Annotated in this window: 13 protein-coding genes; 9 read left to right on the plus strand and 4 right to left on the minus strand. The window is 66.0% G+C overall.

The features are described 5' to 3' along the window. Window positions 1–161 precede the first annotated feature (161 nt). Genes AMB_RS10840 through AMB_RS10855 form a run of 4 tightly spaced genes read left to right on the plus strand, consistent with a single transcriptional unit; the run spans window position 162 to window position 3,591 of the window. The gene (locus AMB_RS10840) at window positions 162–1,832 is read left to right on the plus strand and encodes a 2-oxoacid:acceptor oxidoreductase subunit alpha (protein ID WP_043744209.1); all 1,671 of its coding nucleotides are present in this window, start codon (window positions 162–164) and stop codon (window positions 1,830–1,832) included. Window positions 1,833–1,835: 3 nt separating this feature from the next. Next, on the plus strand, window positions 1,836–2,675 hold the full coding sequence (locus tag AMB_RS10845) for a 2-oxoacid:ferredoxin oxidoreductase subunit beta (protein WP_011384545.1): 840 nt from the start codon (window positions 1,836–1,838) through the stop codon (window positions 2,673–2,675). Window positions 2,676–2,698: 23 nt separating this feature from the next. Beyond that, window positions 2,699–3,190, plus strand: a complete 492-nt coding sequence (locus tag AMB_RS10850; protein ID WP_011384546.1) for a ferritin-like domain-containing protein — start codon at window positions 2,699–2,701, stop codon at window positions 3,188–3,190. Window positions 3,191–3,192: 2 nt separating this feature from the next. Then, window positions 3,193–3,591 (plus strand): RidA family protein, encoded by a 399-nt coding sequence (locus AMB_RS10855; protein ID WP_011384547.1) that lies wholly within the window; start codon window positions 3,193–3,195, stop codon window positions 3,589–3,591. 203 nt (window positions 3,592–3,794) lie between these two features. Here the strand turns inward: AMB_RS10855 and AMB_RS26775 are convergent, their stop codons facing one another. Together AMB_RS26775 and AMB_RS24470 are read right to left on the minus strand one after the other, a co-directional pair. Further along, entirely contained in the window at window positions 3,795–3,926 is a 132-nt protein-coding gene (locus AMB_RS26775; RefSeq protein ID WP_269446067.1) for a hypothetical protein, read from the minus strand. 183 nt (window positions 3,927–4,109) lie between these two features. Next, window positions 4,110–5,090 (minus strand): GNAT family N-acetyltransferase, encoded by a 981-nt coding sequence (locus AMB_RS24470; RefSeq protein ID WP_011384548.1) that lies wholly within the window; start codon window positions 5,088–5,090, stop codon window positions 4,110–4,112. A gap of 152 nt (window positions 5,091–5,242) precedes the next feature. On the opposite strand from AMB_RS24470, the gene AMB_RS10870 reads away from it, so the two are divergent. Next, a complete protein-coding gene (locus AMB_RS10870) occupies window positions 5,243–5,950 on the plus strand; it encodes an SDR family oxidoreductase (protein ID WP_011384549.1) in 708 nt (235 codons plus the stop codon). A 31-nt stretch (window positions 5,951–5,981) separates the two neighbouring features. Here AMB_RS10870 and AMB_RS10875 read toward each other — a convergent pair whose 3' ends face one another. Continuing rightward, window positions 5,982–7,292, minus strand: coding sequence for a hemolysin family protein (locus tag AMB_RS10875; protein ID WP_011384550.1), 1,311 nt, complete (start codon window positions 7,290–7,292; stop codon window positions 5,982–5,984). A 146-nt stretch (window positions 7,293–7,438) separates the two neighbouring features. Here AMB_RS10875 and AMB_RS10880 point away from each other — a divergent pair, with 146 nt between their 5' ends. The 4 genes from AMB_RS10880 (at window position 7,439) to AMB_RS10895 (ending at window position 13,053) form a co-directional block, all read left to right on the plus strand. Next, on the plus strand, window positions 7,439–7,873 hold the full coding sequence (locus AMB_RS10880) for a hypothetical protein (RefSeq protein WP_011384551.1): 435 nt from the start codon (window positions 7,439–7,441) through the stop codon (window positions 7,871–7,873). Window positions 7,874–8,199: 326 nt separating this feature from the next. Continuing rightward, on the plus strand, window positions 8,200–10,146 hold the full coding sequence (locus tag AMB_RS10885) for a PrkA family serine protein kinase (protein ID WP_011384552.1): 1,947 nt from the start codon (window positions 8,200–8,202) through the stop codon (window positions 10,144–10,146). Between the two features lie 52 nt (window positions 10,147–10,198). Further along, window positions 10,199–11,518, plus strand: coding sequence for a YeaH/YhbH family protein (locus AMB_RS10890; RefSeq protein WP_148207601.1), 1,320 nt, complete (start codon window positions 10,199–10,201; stop codon window positions 11,516–11,518). Beyond that, window positions 11,515–13,053 carry a SpoVR family protein gene (locus AMB_RS10895; protein WP_011384554.1) on the plus strand — a complete coding sequence of 513 codons (1,539 nt, stop codon included), beginning with the start codon at window positions 11,515–11,517 and terminating at the stop codon, window positions 13,051–13,053. The genes AMB_RS10890 and AMB_RS10895 overlap by 4 nt, the downstream gene beginning before the upstream one ends. On the opposite strand, the gene AMB_RS10900 is transcribed toward AMB_RS10895, so the two are convergent. Then, the gene (locus AMB_RS10900) at window positions 13,048–16,662 is read right to left on the minus strand and encodes a tetratricopeptide repeat protein (RefSeq protein WP_043744214.1); all 3,615 of its coding nucleotides are present in this window, start codon (window positions 16,660–16,662) and stop codon (window positions 13,048–13,050) included. The two genes, AMB_RS10895 and AMB_RS10900, sit on opposite strands and share 6 nt — an antisense overlap. Window positions 16,663–16,682: the final 20 nt, after the last annotated feature.

A 16,682-nucleotide genomic window follows, 5' to 3' on the forward strand; every position in this document is an offset into this window, starting at 1 on the left:
TCGAGCCGCCTTTCAGGCTTGGGAGCGGGGGCGGCTTAAACACTGGCCAGGCCCAATGCGAAGGAATTCGGGGGCCTAATCTGGGGAAACAGAATATGACGACGAGTTCCGGATCTGGGTCTGTCTCGATCGCGATGTGCGGCAGTGGTGGCGCCGGCGTGATGACGGCCGCCAACATGTTCCTCGACGCCGCCGCCGAGGCTGGTTACTACGCGCTTTTCGGCCGCTCCTCCGGCCCGCAGATCAGAGGCGGCGAGGCTGCGGCCCTGGTGCGCCTGGGTGTCGAGCCCATCACTTCGGTGGATGACACCTTCGACATCATGCTGGCCATCGACTGGCAGGGCGTTCAGCGCTTTGCCGCCGAGCTGCCGCTGTCGAAGAACAGCATCGTGATCTGCGACCCCTCCGCCGGCGACGTGCCGGACGTCTACGTCAAGACCGGGGCCAAGATCGTCCATCTGCACATGAAGGATCTGGCCAAGGAGATTCCCGGCGGCCGTCCCAACATGATCGCTCTCGGCGCCGTGGCCGAGCTGATCGGCATTCCGGTCGGCCCGCTGACCGAGGTGCTGGGCAAGTCCCTGAAGAAGAAGCGCGCCGACGCCTATGAGGCTTCGGTGGCCGGCGTCAAGGCCGGTGCCGCCGCCGCCGCCACCCTGGGCGGTGCCAAGCGCCTGGCCGCGGCCAAGGCCAAGGACGCCAAGCGCTGGACCGTCACCGGCAATTACGGCGCCGGTCTGGGCGCCATTCGCGGCGGCGTGCGCTTCTGCGCCGCCTATCCCATCACCCCGGCCACCGAGGTGCTGGAATACCTGGCCAGCGCGCTTCCCAAGGTGGGTGGCGTGTTCGTGCAGGCCGAGGACGAGCTGGCCTCCATCAACATGTGCCTGGGCGCCTCCTATGGCGGAGAAGCCTCCATCACCTCCACCGCCGGTCCCGGCCTGTCGCTGATGACCGAAGGCCTGGGCCTGGCCGTTGCCTCCGAGACCCCCGTGGTGGTGGTCGACGTGCAGCGCGTCGGTCCCTCCACCGGCATCGCCACCAAGTGCGAGCAGTCGGACCTCAACATCGCGGTCTACGGCCTGCACGGCGACGCGCCGCATCTGGTCGTCGCCCCCAATTCGGTCGGCGACTGCATCTTCACCACCCAGTGGGGCGTCTATCTGGCCGAAAGCCTGCAGACCGCCTGTCTGGTGATGAGCGATCAGGCCCTGGGCCAGAGCCGCGCCATCATCGACGCTCCCGCCGACGTGGCCTTCGTGGGCAAGCGTCTGGTCGCCGAGGCTCCGGCCGAGGGCGAGGTGTTCAAGCGCTACGCCAACACCGCCTCGGGCATTTCGCCCATGCCGGTTCCCGGCCAGCCGGGCTGCCAGTACACCTCGGACGGCCTCGAGCACACCGAGACCGGCACGCCGTCCTCGCAGTCCTCGGACCACACCCTGCAGTTGGACAAGCGTCAGCGCAAGCTGACCAACTTCGACTACGGCAACCATTGGGCCACCATCGAGGGTGAGGGCGACATCGCCGTCATCACCTGGGGCTCGTGCACCGGCGCCGCCCGCGAGGCGGTGGCCCGCGCCAAGGCCGACGGCATCAACGCCAAGCTGATCTCGTTGCGTCTGATCTCCCCGATCCGTCCGCAGCATCTGGCCGATGCCCTCAAGGGCGTCAGCAAGATCCTGGTGGTCGAGCAGAGCCATCAGGGCCAGTTCACCCGTTACCTGCGTGGCGAGTACGATCTCCCGGTCAAGCCGGAATCGCTGTCTCGTTCCGGCCCGCTGCCCATGCGTCCCGGTGAAATCCACGCCCGCCTCCTGTCGATGGGGAAGTAAGTCATGTCCAGCTGCGATTCTACCGCTACCTACGCCGCCAAGGATTTCAAGTCCGACGTCAAGCCGGTCTGGTGCCCTGGCTGCGGCGACTATGCCGTGCTGTCCTCCATCACCAAGGCGTTCGCCGATCTGGGCCTCAAGCCGCACGAGACCTCGGTGGTCTCGGGCATCGGCTGCTCGTCCCGCATTCCGGCCTACACCAACACCTACGGCATCCACTCCATCCACGGTCGCGCTCTCGCGGTCGGCCAGGGCCTCAAGCTGGCCCGCCCCGACCTGACCGTGATGGTGGCCGGCGGTGACGGCGACGGCTTCTCCATCGGCGGCAATCACTTCCTGCACGCCTGCCGCCGCAATGTCGACCTGACCTACATCGTCATGGACAACCGGGTCTACGGCATGACCAAGGGCCAGCCCTCGCCGACCACCGAGTCGGATTGGGATGCCTCGGCCATGGCCCCGCCCGGCGGCACCGGCATGACCCCGTTCCATCCGCTGGCCATCGCGCTGGCCTCGGGCGCCAACTTCATCGCCCGCGGCTTCTCGGGTGATCCGAACGGCACCGCCCAGATCATTGCCGAGGCCATCCGCCATCCCGGCTTCTCGTTCGTTGCGATCATGAGCCCCTGCATCACCTTCCGTGAAGAGCAGCGGGACTGGAAGAACACCATGCGCAACGTCAACATCGAGCCGACCACCGATCCGGCCCAGGCGGCTCGCCGCCTGATGACCGATGACGGCTTCAACTGCGGTATCCTCTACCGTGGCAACCGTCCGGCCTATGGCAAGGAGAAGAAGGCGACCAATGCGGTGTCCGATCTCGATCGGGAATTCACCCTTTGAGCCGTGCCCCTGATTTTGGGGCGGTGAAGACCTCCGCCGAGTTGCTCTCCGTCGCGCGAGCGATGGAAGAGCGCTCGGCGGAGCGCTACCGCGAACTGGCCGAAGCGTTCGAGGCGTCGTGCAACAACCCCGACACCGCCGAAGCCTTCGCGGAACTGGCCGACATGGAAGAACGGCACGCCGCCGACTTCCCGACCACAATCGGTCCCCGGCCCGACACCGTGCCGTGGGGAGAGGATGATCCCGAGATCGCCGACCCCGACGCCGTTCACTATCTGATGTGGCCCTGGCACGCCTTCGATCTGGCCCTTCGCCACGAGCAGGACACCCTGGCCCTGTTCGAAGCCCTGGCGGACAAGTCCCCCTTCGCCGATGTCCGGGCCGAGGCCCTGACCCTGGTGGAGCGCGAGAAGGGCCATGTGCGCGTCATGCAGGCCCGGCGCGACGAACTGCCCGTGCCTCCTGACGATTGGGAATACGACGACGACGATCCCAACTGGGAAGCCGGAGACTGACCATGCATACGACCATCCTGCCCGAGGGCTGGGACAAGCCGATCGGTTACGCCAACGGCATCCTGGCCCAAAAGGGCAGGATGCTCGCCCTGGCCGGACAAGTGGGCTGGAACGCCAGCCAAGTGTTCGAAAGCGAGGACATCGTCCCCCAATTCGAACAGGCCCTGAAGAATATCCTCGATATTCTGAACACCGCCGGCGGCAAGCCGGAACACATCATCCGCATCACCGCCTTTTGCATCGACAAGCCGCGCTACCTCGCCGTCCGCAAGGAATTGGGCGCCATCTGGCGCAAGCTCATGGGGAACCACTACCCGGCCATGAGCATGATCTTCGTCGCCGATCTCCTCGATCACCCGGCTAAGATCGAACTGGAAGCCACGGCGGTTATTCCGGACTGAGGCGGCTGTTATTCTGCGCCATTTCGTCTTGTCATCCTGAGCAAAGCGAAGCCGCCGTGCCAGGGGCGGGCGTTCCGCCCGCTTCAAGGAAGCGAAGGGACACGTCCCTTCGCGCATCCCTATTGTGTGCTGAGACACGCGAAGGGATGAGGCTCGCCGTGCCCTTTCCCTCTCATTCCTTTTCTTGAACCCGACCCAGAACGTCATCTTCCATGGACGTTTGCCTCGCGCAGGATGTCTTCGGTCAAGGGTGTGCGGGCGATATCAAGGTCCATCTTCTCGGCCGGGACGAACAGCTCGTAGCGCTCGGCCTCAATGATCTCGACGTCGGACATATCCTTCATAGGGATGAGGATATCGTGTCCCAGGACAATTCAAAAGGACCGGGATGCGCGAAGGGACGAGTCCCTTCGCACCTTCATAACGGAAGCGGGGCCGGCAGTCGGGCAACTGCCGGCCCCTTCGGGCGGGTCGGGAACGGGAAGGGCGACCCGCCGAGTCTGGCAGGGTAGGGGGGGTTACCCGAGCCGACGCTGGAAGATCAGACGCTGGGACGGCTTGAAGCCGCAACGGGCGAGGAAGCCCATCAGGTCGAAGCTGTCCCAGGCCAACTGGGTCTGAACCTTTTCCACGCCGAGCGACGACAGATTGGTGAGCAACTGGCTCATCATGGCGCGGCCGACGCTGTGGCGGGCATAGGCGGGGTCGACGCCGATGGTGTCGAGGACGGCGGTGGTCTGGGCGCGGCCGAATTCACCGTATTCGGTACGGGCCATGACGAAGCCGGCGAACAGGTTGTCGATCTCGGCGACCAGGGAGACGCGCACGCCGGATTCCTTGGTCACTTCGGCGATCTTGCGGGTGTAGTAGGTCGAGCGGTCACGGCGGGTGACCTTGCGGTCTACCGAGACGATGAAGGGGTAGTCGGCCTCGGTCAGCGAGCGCACGGGAACGCGGTCGCGCGACAGGGCGGCATAGTCGTCGCCGGAGGGATCGGACAGGTCGACTTCGTCGCTGTCACGGACCTGCTGGGCCAGGGGGGCCTCGAAATCGGAGACGTTGTCGGTGGTGCGTTCCAGCACCAGGCGCGGCGCCAGTTCGAAGCCGGCGGACTGGAAGAAGCGGGTGATGCCGTGTTCGGTCCAGTCGGCCTGGCTGACCAGTTCCTTGACGCCGCGCTTTTTCAGCGCTTCCTCCAGGGCGGCCAGCAGCTTGCGGCCCAGGCCCTGGCCCCGCTGGTCGGGGTCGATGCCGATGGTGTCGAGCACGCCGACGGGGCCGGCGCCGCCGAACTCTCCGTCCAGGATATGGGCGTAGGCATAGCCCTTGAGCACCGGCCCGTCGGCGGCGGTCAGGGTGACGAAGCTGGCCGGCTCGGCGGTGACGGCCGCCAGGCGCTTTTCATGGTAATTGCGGCGCGGCTTGCCGGTCAGGCGGCGATCCAGCTCGATAACGCGCTCCAGGTCGGCGGCAGCGATGTCGCGGATGGTGGTGCTCATGAACTCGCGAACCTCCCTCTCGTGGGTCCACCGGTCTGGTTTGGGGTGGGTGCCGGGTCTTGACGGCATCCCTCGGCGGGCGGTACCCTGTTAAATGAATAATTCGGTACTATAATACCGAAATCAAATCGGCGGTCAAGAGGAGCGTTGTCATGAAGTGGGAGTTTCCTGGACGGGTGGCGGTGGTCACCGGTGGAATGCGCGGAATCGGGCGCACCATCGCCGATGGTCTGCTGGCCGGAGGTGCCGAGGTGCACGTCTTCGACCGCGAGGCCGGGGAATTGCCCCAGGGCATGACGGCCCATGCGGTGGACGTCTCCAACTCGGACTCCGTCAACGCCGCCTTCGCGGCCATCGGCAAGCCGGTACACCTGCTGGTCAACAATGCCGGCATCACCCGCGACCGCACGCTGCTCAAGATGAGCGACGAGGAATGGGGCTCGGTGCTCACGGTGAACCTGACCAGCGCCTTCAACACCATCCGCGCCGCCGGCCCCGGCATGGTGCAGGCGGGGGTGGGACGCATCGTCAACATGATTTCCATCAACGGGTTGCGCGGCAAGATGGGCCAGGGCAACTATGCCGCCTCCAAGGCCGGCATGGTGGGCCTGACCAAGACGGCGGCCAAGGAGCTGGGCTCCAAGGGCGTGACCTGCAACGCGGTGGCGCCCGGCATGGTGCTGACCGAGATGACGCTCAAGCTGGATCAGCAGTTCCGCGACAAGGCCCTGGCCGAGGCGGCGCTCTCCATCCTGCCCGACACCACCGACATCGCCAACGCCGTGCTGTTCCTGCTGTCGGACGCGGCCCGCTGCATCACCGGCGAGGTGATCAAGGTGGATTCGGGACAGTATATCTGAGGGCGGGGGCGGCCGTCCCGGCCGCCTTTCTTCACATCCCCAAAGTCCCGGTCTCCCTTGACACCAGGATCTTGTCGATGCGCCGCCCGTCCATGTCCACCACCTCGAAGCGCCAGCCGTCCCTGATGAAGTGGTCGCCGGCCGACGGGATGGTGCGGACCTGGGACAGGATGAACCCGGCGGCGGTGGTGTAGTCGCCGCCGCCTTCCTTCATCACCCGGCAGCCCAGCCGCTCGGCGGCCAGATCCACCGCCACGTCGCCGTCCATCAGCCAGGAGCCGTCCTCCCGCTCGGTGATGGTGCCCTGGTATTCCTCGCCGTGTTCGGACAAGGTGCCGAGGATCGAGCCCAGGATGTCGGCGGCGGTGACGATGCCCTCGACGCTGCCGTATTCGTCCACCACCAGCGCCATGTGGATGTCCGACTGTTTCAGAACATCCAGAACGTGCAGCGCGGGGGCGTTGTCGTGCACCACCGCCAGCACCTTGACGGCCGCCGCGACGTCCACCGGGCGCTGGTCGATGGCGGCGTTGAGGAGGTCCTTGGCCTGGACCACGCCCAGTGTCTCGTCGAGGCCGCCCCGGCAGACCGGCAGGCGGGAATGGGGGCAGTCGCGCAGCGTCTTCAGGATATCGTCGGCATCCCAGTCGAGATCGATCCAGACCATGTTGGCGCGGGGTGTCATGATTCCCCGGATGCGGCGGTCGCCAAAGCGCATGACGCCGGAGATCATCTCCTCTTCCTCCGGCTCGAAGACACCGCTTTCGGTACCTTCGGCGATCATGGCCCGCACTTCCTCCTCGGTGACGGCGTGATCATCCGACCGGCGGATTCCCAGCATGCGGATCACGGCATGGCTGGACCCTTCCAGCAGCCAGATCAGCGGCGAGGTCAGGCGGGCCACCATGGCCATGGGCCGCGCCACCCGCTCGGCGATGCCCTCGGGATTGGCCAGGGCGATGTGCTTTGGCACCAGTTCGCCGACGATCAGCGAGGCATAGGTGATGGCGCCCACGACCAGGGCGATGGCGACGCCCGGCGCCACTGACGCCGCCACGGGAAATTCCGCCGCGATCCAGGCTCCCAACTGTTCGGCCAGGGTGGCGCCGGAATAGGCGCCGGCCAGCACGCCCACCAGGGTGATGCCGATCTGCACCGAGGACAGGAAGCGGGTGGGGTTGTCGGCCAGGTCCAGGGCTGCCCGGGCTCCCTTGCTGCCCTCGGCGGCCAGGGTGGCCAGCCGGGCGCGGCGGGCGGAGACGATGGCCAGTTCGGACATGGCGAAGCAGCCGTTGAGGACAACCAGGGCGATGATCACGGCAATTTCGAAAGCGAGGCGCATGGGGTGATGATGCCTGATTCCCCCCACGGGGCAATCATGGTTTCTCCGCTCCCCCCTGACCGGGGTGGTGCGCGCGATCCGAAGCGATTGCCGCTGATGGGATTTCGGTCTACCGTCAGGGGGTGACATTCCGGCAGGGGGGGATCATGAGATTGCGGATTCCGGCTTTGGCCGCGTGCGGCATTCTGCTGGGGGCCTGCCTCGGCCCATCATGGGCGGACGAGACGGCCAAGTCGTCGCCCAGCATCACCGCCACTTACGTCAAGGGCGCCATCAGCGGAAGCAAGCAGTACCTCCGCAGCTACCTTGCCATCAATCCCGACTGTTCCAGCTTGGGATTAGCCAAGGTGACGGTGGCGACCGAGCCCGAGCACGGACAGGTGATCGTGGAGAATGGCGAGGCCTATCCTGATTTCGACAAGGACAATGTCCGCGTTCGCTGCAATGACCGCAAGGTTCCCGCCGTGCTGATTTACTACCAGTCCGAGTCGGGCTTCACCGGCGCGGATCGCATGGTCCTGGATACGGTGATGGCCAGCGGCATGTTCTACCGGCACGAGTTCACCATCAACGTCCGTTAGCACGCTTCACATAATCGCCACAATGCGGGGCCATCCTGATCATGCCCAGGATGGCCCTGTTGCTGTTGCGCGCAAGGGGAAGCAAAGGGTTTTGTTAAGAACCATTCGCTACACTGTATGCCAGGGAAGCAGGCGAAAGGACGACGCCATGTGGTCTTTCCTCTCCGATACAACCTTGTCGGGCCGACTGGCCCCCGAAGGCGTGCCGATTTCTCAGGCGCGCATGACAGGTTCGCGGAAATTCTCCATCTCCCCTGATGAATTCCGCCGGGATGATCCAAACATAAGGAAGTGACAGGTCTGACCCTCTTTCATGGAGTGACGATATGCCCAGCAATGACGATATCTTCACCCGATACTCGCGAGCCTACGAGGGTCGCAAGGACGTGGAGTTCAGCCTTCTGGAATATCTGGAGGGCTGCCGCGACGACCCCATGATGTACGCCTCGGCGGCCGAGCGCATGATCGCCGCCATCGGCGAGCCCGAGGTGATCGACACCGCCAAGGATGCGCGGCTGTCCCGGGTCTTCATGAACCGCACCATCAAGGTCTACCCCGCCTTCTCGGATTTCTACGGGATGGAGGAGACCATTGAGCGCATCGTCGGCTACTTCCGCCACGCCGCCCAAGGGCTGGAGGAGCGCAAGCAGATCCTCTACCTGCTGGGCCCGGTGGGCGGCGGCAAGTCGTCCCTGGCCGAGAAGCTGAAGGCGCTGATGGAGGTTCACCCCATCTACGTGCTGAAGGCCGGCAAGGAGACCAGCCCGCTGTTCGAAAGCCCGCTGGGCCTGTTCGATCCGGAGGGCATGGGGCCGATGCTGCTGGACAAGTACGGCATCCCCCGGCGCCGTCTGCCCGGCCTGATGAGCCCGTGGGCGGTGAAAAGGCTGGAGGAATTCGGCGGCGACATCTCCAAGTTCAAGGTCGCCAAGATGTACCCCTCGCGCCTGAAGCAGATCGCCGTGTCCAAGGCGGAGCCGGGTGACGAGAACAATCAGGACATCTCCACCCTGGTGGGCAAGGTCGATATCCGCAAGCTGGAGATGTTCAGCCAGAACGACCCCGACGCCTATTCCTTCTCGGGCGGCTTGAACCGCTGCACCCAGGGGCTGCTCGAATTCGTCGAGATGTTCAAGGCGCCCATCAAGATGCTGCACCCGCTGCTGACCGCGACGCAGGAGAGCAACTACATCGGCTCGGAGAATATCGGCGCCATGCCCTTCCTCGGCACGGTGCTGGCGCATTCCAACGAGGCGGAGTGGCAGACCTTCAAGAACAACCGCAACAACGAGGCCTTCATCGACCGCATCTGCGTCATCAAGGTGCCCTATTGCCTGCGGGTCGCCGAGGAGCAGAAGATCTACGACAAGCTGATCGACACCTCCGAACTGGCCAACGCCCCGTGCGCCCCCGGCACGCTGGAAATGCTGTCGCGCTTCTCGGTGCTGTCGCGCATGAAGGAACACGAGAACTCCAACCTCTATTCCAAGATGCGGGTCTATGACGGCGAGAACGTCAAGGAGACCGATCCCAAGGCCAAGCCCATGCAGGAGTACAAGGACGCCGCCGGGGTGGACGAGGGCATGGACGGCATCTCCACCCGCTTCGCCTTCAAGGTGCTGTCGTCCACCTATAATTACGACACCCACGAGGTCTCGGCCGATCCGGTGCACCTGATGTACGTGCTGGAGCAGTCCATCAAGCGCGAGCAGTTCCCCGAGGACACCGAGAAGAAATACCTGGAGTTCATCAAGGGCGAACTGGCGCCGCGCTATGCCGAGTTCATCGGCAACGAGATCCAGAAGGCCTATCTGGAAAGCTATCACGATTACGGCCAGAACCTGTTCGACCGCTATGTGGATTACGCCGATGCCTGGATCGAGGATCAGGACTTCAAGGACCCCGATACCGGCCAGTTGCTCAACCGCGACCTGCTGAACCAGGAACTGTCCAAGATCGAGAAGCCCGCCGGCATCGCCAACCCCAAGGACTTCCGCAATGAGGTGGTGAAGTTTGCGCTGCGCTCGCGTGCCGCCAACGGTGGCAAGTCGCCGTCCTGGACCTCCTACGAGAAGATCCGGGAAGTGATCGAGCGGCGCATGTTCAGCCAGGTGGAGGAATTGCTGCCCGTCATCAGCTTCGGCTCCAAGAAGGACTCGGATTCCGAGAAGAAGCACTCGGAATTCGTCGAGCGCATGATGAGCCGCGGCTACACCGAACGCCAGGTCCGCCGGCTGGTGGAATGGTACATGCGGGTCAAGCAGGCGGGGTGAGGCAAGGGCCAGGGCCAGGGCCAGGATCAAAGGCGATCGAGGGACGAGAATGATGAACATCATTGACCGGCGCCTTAATCCCAAGGGCAAGAGTCTCGCCAACCGGCAGAGATTCTTGCGCCGCGCCCGCGCCCAGATCGTCAAGGCGGTGCGCGACGCTTCCGGCACGCGGTCCATCCAGGACATCAATAACGGCGAGAAGATCTCCATCCCCGCCGACGGGCTGCGCGAACCCAGCTTTCGGCGGTCCGGCGATGGTGGGGTGCGCGACGTGGTCGTGCCCGGCAACAAGGATTTCGTCGAGGGCGACCGCATCAAGAAGCCGGAACAGCAGAGTGGCGACGACGGGGGTTCCGAAGGCAGCCCCGACGGCGAGGGCGAGGACGATTTCGCCTTCGTGCTGAGCCGCGACGAGTTCCTCGATATCTTCCTCGACGATCTGGAACTGCCCGATCTGGTCAAGAAAAAGCTGAAGCAGACCGAATCCACCACGCCCACCCGGGCGGGCTATTCGGTGACCGGCTCGCCGGCCAACCTCAACATCGTCCGCACCATGCGCAATTCCCTGTCGCGGCGCATCGCGCTCAACCGGCCCAAGCCCAAGGAATTGCGGGACCTGGAAGACGAGATCAAGGCCCTGGCCGAGAGCGGCGAGGACCCCGAGCGCCTGTCCCTGCTTCGCGTGGAGTTCGACCGGCTGGCGGCCAAGGCGCGGCGCATTCCCTATATCGATCCGCTCGACGTGCGTTATTCCCGCTTCGAGCATGTGCCAAAGCCGGTCACCCAGGCGGTGATGTTCTGCCTGATGGACGTGTCCGGCTCCATGACCGAGCACATGAAGGATCTGGCCAAGCGCTTCTTCATGCTGCTCTACCTCTTCCTGACCCGCCGCTACCGCCATGTGGACGTGGTGTTCATCCGCCACACCCACGAGGCGGCCGAGGTCGACGAGGACACCTTCTTCTACTCCACCGAGACCGGCGGCACCGTGGTCTCCACCGCCCTGGAGGAGATGGATCGGGTGATCAAGGAACGCTTCCCCCCGTCGGACTGGAACATCTATTGCGCCCAGGCCTCCGACGGCGACAACACCTCGTCGGACAACGCCAAGACCGCCGGTCTGCTGGAGGAGGTGATCCTGCCCGTCACCCAGTACTTCGCCTATATCGAGGTGGGCGCCGAGTACAAGGATTGGCTGGGACGCGATTCCGACCTGTGGCGCACCTATAAGGAGGCGGGACGGGCCGCCGACAACTTCGCCATGCGCCGCGTGCGGGTGCGCAGCCAGATCTTCCCGGTGTTCCGCGACCTGTTTTCGCGCGAACGCGGCGACAGCGCCGCCTGGCGGCTGGGCGAGGAGGCGGGGCCATGAGCGATACCTCGGACCTGCTCTTCACCGGCGCTGACTGGGATTTCGAGAAGGTTCAGCGGGCCTACGACGCCATCGAGCAGATCGCCAAGGGCGAGATGGGCCTGGTCACCTATCCCAACCAGATCGAGGTGATCACCGCCGAGCAGATGCTCGACGCCTATTCCTCCATCGGCATGCCGCTGATGTACAAGCACTGGTCGTTCGGCAAGCATTTCGCCCGCGACGAGACCCTTTACCGCAAAGGCATGCGCGGTCTGGCCTATGAGATCGTCATCAATTCCAGCCCCTGCATCAGCTACATCATGGAAGAGAATTCCATGGCCATGCAGACCCTGGTGATCGCCCACGCCGCCTTTGGCCACAATCATTTCTTCGCCAATAACAGCCTGTTCCGCCAGTGGACCGACGCGCGCGGCATCCTCGACTACATGGAATTCGCCAAGAGCTACATCGCCAAATGCGAGGAGCGCCACGGCCATGCGGCGGTGGAGCGGGTGCTGGACGCCGCCCACGCCCTGATGAGCCATGGCGTGCACAAATACCCCCGAAAGCGCACGCCCGACCTGCGCGACGAGGAAAAGCGCGCCGCCGAGCGCCGGGCCTATCAGGAGCAGATGTTCAACGACCTGTGGCGCACCGTGCCCAAGAAGGCGGCGGCCAAGATGGATTCCCAGGAACTGGCCGAGCGCAAGCGACGGCTGGGATTGCCCGAGGAGAACATTCTCTATTTCCTGGAAAAGCTGGCGCCCAAGCTGGCCGACTGGCAGCGCGAGATCATCCGCATCGTGCGCAAGATCAGCCAGTACTTCTATCCCCAGAAGCAGACCAAGATGATGAACGAGGGCTGCGCCACCTTCACCCATTACACCATCGTCAACCGCCTGCACGAGATGGGCAAGCTGTCGGACGGGGCCATGCTGGAGATCCTGCACTCCCACACATCCGTGGTGTTCCAGCCCGATTTCGACGACCGGCGCTATTCGGGCATCAACCCCTATGCCCTGGGCTTCGCCATGATGAACGACATCAAGCGCATGTGCGAAGCCCCCACCGACGAGGACCGCGCGTGGTTCCCCCACTTCGCCGGCAACGGCGACCCTTATGGCACCTTGCGCGAGGCCTGGGCCGATTACCGCGACGAAAGCTTCATCCTGCAGTACCTGTCGCCCGCTCTGATCCGCAAGCTGCGGCTGTTCAAGATCCACGACGAATCCGACAGCCCCCACATGAACGTGGCGGCCATCCATAACGAGCGGGGCTATCGCGAGGTCAGGAAGGCCCTGGCCCGCAATTACGACATCGCCCATCTGGAGCCCGACATCCAGATCGTCGACGTGGATCTGGCCGGCGACCGCCGCCTGATCCTGCATCATTTCGTCGAGAGCGGGCAGATGCTGGATGAGGCGGAAACCATCCGGGTGCTGCGTCACATCGCCAATCTGTGGGGCTACGAGGTGCGGCTGCTGGAAATCGAATCCGGCACGGACGTGGTGCTCAAGACCTACGACGACGTGGCGCCGGTGGCCGAGTTATAGGTGCGCCTTCTTTTCCGCCATGGCGGCCAGTGCAGACACCACGCGGCGGAGCGGTTCCCGCCAGTGTCCTGACGGACCAGCTCGCAAGACCCGGACGGTGGGATACCAGGGGCTGTCCTCGCGCCCCTGCGGCCAGCGCCAGTCGAAGCCGTGGGGCAGCAGGGCCAGAACCGGCTTGCCCAGGGCGGCGGCCAGGTGAAGCTGGACGGTGTCACCGCCAACCACCACGTCCAGCCCCGAGATCAGCGCAGCCATCTCGGCCAGATGGGCGGGCTGGGGCATGGGGCGTTCGATAAGGGCTTCCACTCCCTCCGCCTGGATGTGACCCAGGTGCTCATCCTCCACCAGGGCCAGCAGCGAAACGGCCGGGTCGATGGCCAGCCCCAGCATGTCGCCCAGGGTGCAGGGCCGGCCCGCCGTGCCGCGCCCCGGCCCCCAGGTCAGCCCCACCCGCAGGCGGTTGTCGCGCACCGGGCGGCGCCCGCGCCCGGCCAGCAGATAGCCGCCCGACCCGGTGGGGCGGGCGGTATCGGCGAGGCCCAGCAGGCCCGGAAGGGCGGCAAGACTGGTCCGCACCTGACATTCGGGCAGGGGATCGTCCTCGCCCACCACCTGCTCGATGCCGGGCAGGTCGGCCAGCAGCGCCACCATGTCGTCGGGGCAGGCCACGTGGACCAGGGCGCCGCGGGCCGCCAGCATGGGCAGGAAGCGGGCCAGCAACAGGGCATCATCCGCATGCCCGGTGATCTCCACCAGCACCGAGGTGGCGACCACGTCGCCGCCATCCCACCGGGGCAGGTGAAGCGCCCGTCCCGGCGGGTCGGGATGATGGGCCAGCAGGGGCAGGCCCTCGGACAGCTTGCCCGCCCCCAGCAGGATCTGGGCGAGGCCCCAGCTTAGTCCGGGGCGATCCGGTGCCTGGGTTCGGGCCCGGCGCATCAGCGCTTCCGCCTCGGACAGGCGGCCCTGGTCGCGGCGCACCAGGGCGAGGTCGGACAGAATGTCGGGGGTGTCGCGGCCGGCGGTTCTCGCTTCGCCCAGCAGGGCCTCGGCCTCGCCCAGACGGCCCGCCCGGCGCAGCGCCGCCGCCAGATTGGCCAGAATCGCCGAATGGCCGAGGCGGCCCAAGGCGCGGGTGAAGCCGGCGATGGCCGCGTCGGGCTTGCCCGCCAGATGCTGCAGCACCGCCAGATTGGCGTTGGCCATGGCGCAGAAGGGGTCGATGGCCAGGGCCTGGGCGTAAAGGTCGGCCGCTTCGTTGATTTGTCCCTTGGCCTGCAGGGCGGGGCCGGGAGCGGCCAAGGCCATGGCGCGCCCTGCCTCGGCGGCCATCTGGGCCGGGGAGGGAGGCAGGGAGTCGGGCCCGTAATGGACGGCCGGCGCCATGCCGGGGCTCAGGGCCAGGATCGTCCCCGGCCTGCCGTCGAAAGGAACCAGGGCGCCGCAGGCGGTTTCCTCGGGAAAGCGCCACAGGCTGTAACCGGCTTTGGTCAGCCGCGAGGCGGCCGGGGAGCCCTCGTCATGCTCCAGGGTCACCAGGGCGGCACGCCCGGCCAGACCGGCGACGACGTCATCCTCCCATCCCCGCTGGTCAAGGCGCACCGCCACCCGGCAGGCCGCCAGGTGGGGCCGTTCGTCCAGCAGGGCGGCCAGCGGCCGCATGGGAGTGGCGGCGGGGACCCAATCAGGCAGGGTGAAGACGCGGGGACCGCCGGACCGGGAGCGGGCGGCCAGGACATGCCGTTCCCTGGCTCCCGCCGCGGCGGCGATCACCTCCACCTGCTCTTCCAGGCCGGCAATGGCCAAGCTGTCGCGCAGGATTTCGGCTTCGGTCGGTGACGGTTCCAGGACGATGACCAGAACCTCGCCACACTGCTCGATGATCTGGAACACCCGGTCGCCATTGCCGCCACCCACCTCGATCAAAAGGTCTCCCGGGGCCAGATGGGCGGCGAGGAAGGCGCTCGTGGCGGCGTCGGTGCCCGTGGCCCGGCGGCGCTGCTGGTCGTTCCGCTCGGCGGCCAGTTGCGCCAGCATTTCCATGCGGCGCCGTGCCTCGGCCACCGGCGGCCCCCATTGGCCGGGGGCCGGCTGGCGCAGCAGGGCCATGCCGGGATACCAGGGCGAATCATCGCGATCACGCATCCAGCGGGGATGGGCGGCATGGGGCAGCAGCAGCAGCACCGGTTTGCCCATGGCGGCGGCCAGATGGGCTGCGGGGCCGTCGGCGGCGATCACCAGATCCATCTCGGCGATGCGCCCCGCCAGATCGGCGTAATCGGCGATGGTGGGCGACAGGTCGGTGATCAGGCCGGGATCAGCCTGTTGCCGCGCCTCGGCCGCCCTTGGTCCGGTCTCCAGGGAGAACAGCAAGGTGCCGGGCAAGGTGGAGAGGTCGAGGACATGGGGGAAGGACAAGCCGTCCTCCGACCGCTCGCCGCCCCAGGCGATGCCCACCTTGACCAGGGTTCCCACCGGAACCCGTATGCGGCGGATGCGCGGGCGCGGCGCCGACAGATAGGGCCGGGTTGGAAGGGATTGGGGCTCGATCCCCAGGAGAAGCGCCACATCGTCCAGGGACGCGGCATAGTCGGCGGAAAGGTCGTCGGGCAGGGGCTTGCCCAGGGGCAGCACCCGGGTGATTCCGGGCTGGGCTTCCAGCAATGGCACCAGACCCGGTTGGGCCAGCACGGTAATGGCGGTGCAGCGCTGGGCCAGGATGGGGATGAAGCGTGCCATCATCAGGGTGACGGACAATTCCGATTCGGCATGCAGCAGCAGATGGGCGCCCTGCAGATCCTCGCCTTCCCATGGGGCGGCGGGCAGCAGGGGGCGAACCACGCCGGGCAGCCGGTGGCGCCACAGGGCTTCTTCCCAGGATTCCTTCTGCCGCCCTTCGAGCATGGCCAAGCGGGCACGCGCCATGTGGGCGGCCGCGCACTCGTCATCCAGGGCCAGGGCGCGGTTGATATGTTCGGCCGCTTCATCGGTACGGTGCGCTTCCAACAGCACTTCGGCCAGGCCGACCTGATGGGCGGGCTGCTCCGGCTCCAGGGTGATGGCGGCATGAAAGGCGTCGACCGCCGCTTCGCCTTCACCCCTGCGGGCCAGGATCCGGCCCAACGCCGCCCAGGCGGGGCCGTATCCCGGATCGACGCCGAGGGCGCGGCGCAGGGTCAGCTCGGCGCCGGCTAGGCGGTTCTCATCGTTCAGCAGGCGCCCCAGGCCGCACCACACCTGGACGGAATCGGGACGTTCCATCAGCAGGATGTCGATGATGGCATGGGCTTCGTCGGGCTGGCCGATCTGGCGCAGGGCCTCGGCCAGTTCCAGGCGGCAGCCCATGTGCTGGCGATCCATCTCCAGCAGATCCAGGCAGAAAAGCAGCGCGTCGCGCGGCCGCCCCGCCAGCCGGCAGGCCTGGGCGGCGGCCAGCAGCGCGTCGGTGTTGCTGGGGTCGAGTTCGATGATGCGGCGATAGGCGTCGAGCGCCGGCTCTGTGTCGCCATAGCGGCGGGCAAGGGCCGCCTCCTGCCACAGGGTCTCGATGACCGCCGCATGCTCGGGAAGATCGGCGAATTCCAGATCGAGGTCTTCGATTTCGCTCATGGGGCAAGTCAAACCTGCCC

Source organism: Paramagnetospirillum magneticum AMB-1 (genome assembly GCF_000009985.1).
GTDB classification, from domain to species: domain Bacteria; phylum Pseudomonadota; class Alphaproteobacteria; order Rhodospirillales; family Magnetospirillaceae; genus Phaeospirillum; species Phaeospirillum magneticum.

Coding starts and splice junctions, on each gene's coding strand:
- AMB_RS10885 (WP_011384552.1), top strand. CDS start 8,200: ATGCCCAGCAATGACGATATCTTCACCCGATACTCGCGAGCCTACGAG.
- AMB_RS10870 (WP_011384549.1), top strand. CDS start 5,243: ATGAAGTGGGAGTTTCCTGGACGGGTGGCGGTGGTCACCGGTGGAATG.
- AMB_RS10895 (WP_011384554.1), top strand. CDS start 11,515: ATGAGCGATACCTCGGACCTGCTCTTCACCGGCGCTGACTGGGATTTC.
- AMB_RS10840 (WP_043744209.1), top strand. CDS start 162: ATGACGGCCGCCAACATGTTCCTCGACGCCGCCGCCGAGGCTGGTTAC.
- AMB_RS10890 (WP_148207601.1), top strand. CDS start 10,199: ATGAACATCATTGACCGGCGCCTTAATCCCAAGGGCAAGAGTCTCGCC.
- AMB_RS10875 (WP_011384550.1), bottom strand. CDS start 7,292: ATGCGCCTCGCTTTCGAAATTGCCGTGATCATCGCCCTGGTTGTCCTC.
- AMB_RS10855 (WP_011384547.1), top strand. CDS start 3,193: ATGCATACGACCATCCTGCCCGAGGGCTGGGACAAGCCGATCGGTTAC.
- AMB_RS26775 (WP_269446067.1), bottom strand. CDS start 3,926: ATGTCCGACGTCGAGATCATTGAGGCCGAGCGCTACGAGCTGTTCGTC.
- AMB_RS10880 (WP_011384551.1), top strand. CDS start 7,439: ATGAGATTGCGGATTCCGGCTTTGGCCGCGTGCGGCATTCTGCTGGGG.
- AMB_RS10845 (WP_011384545.1), top strand. CDS start 1,836: ATGTCCAGCTGCGATTCTACCGCTACCTACGCCGCCAAGGATTTCAAG.
- AMB_RS10900 (WP_043744214.1), bottom strand. CDS start 16,662: ATGAGCGAAATCGAAGACCTCGATCTGGAATTCGCCGATCTTCCCGAG.
- AMB_RS24470 (WP_011384548.1), bottom strand. CDS start 5,090: ATGAGCACCACCATCCGCGACATCGCTGCCGCCGACCTGGAGCGCGTT.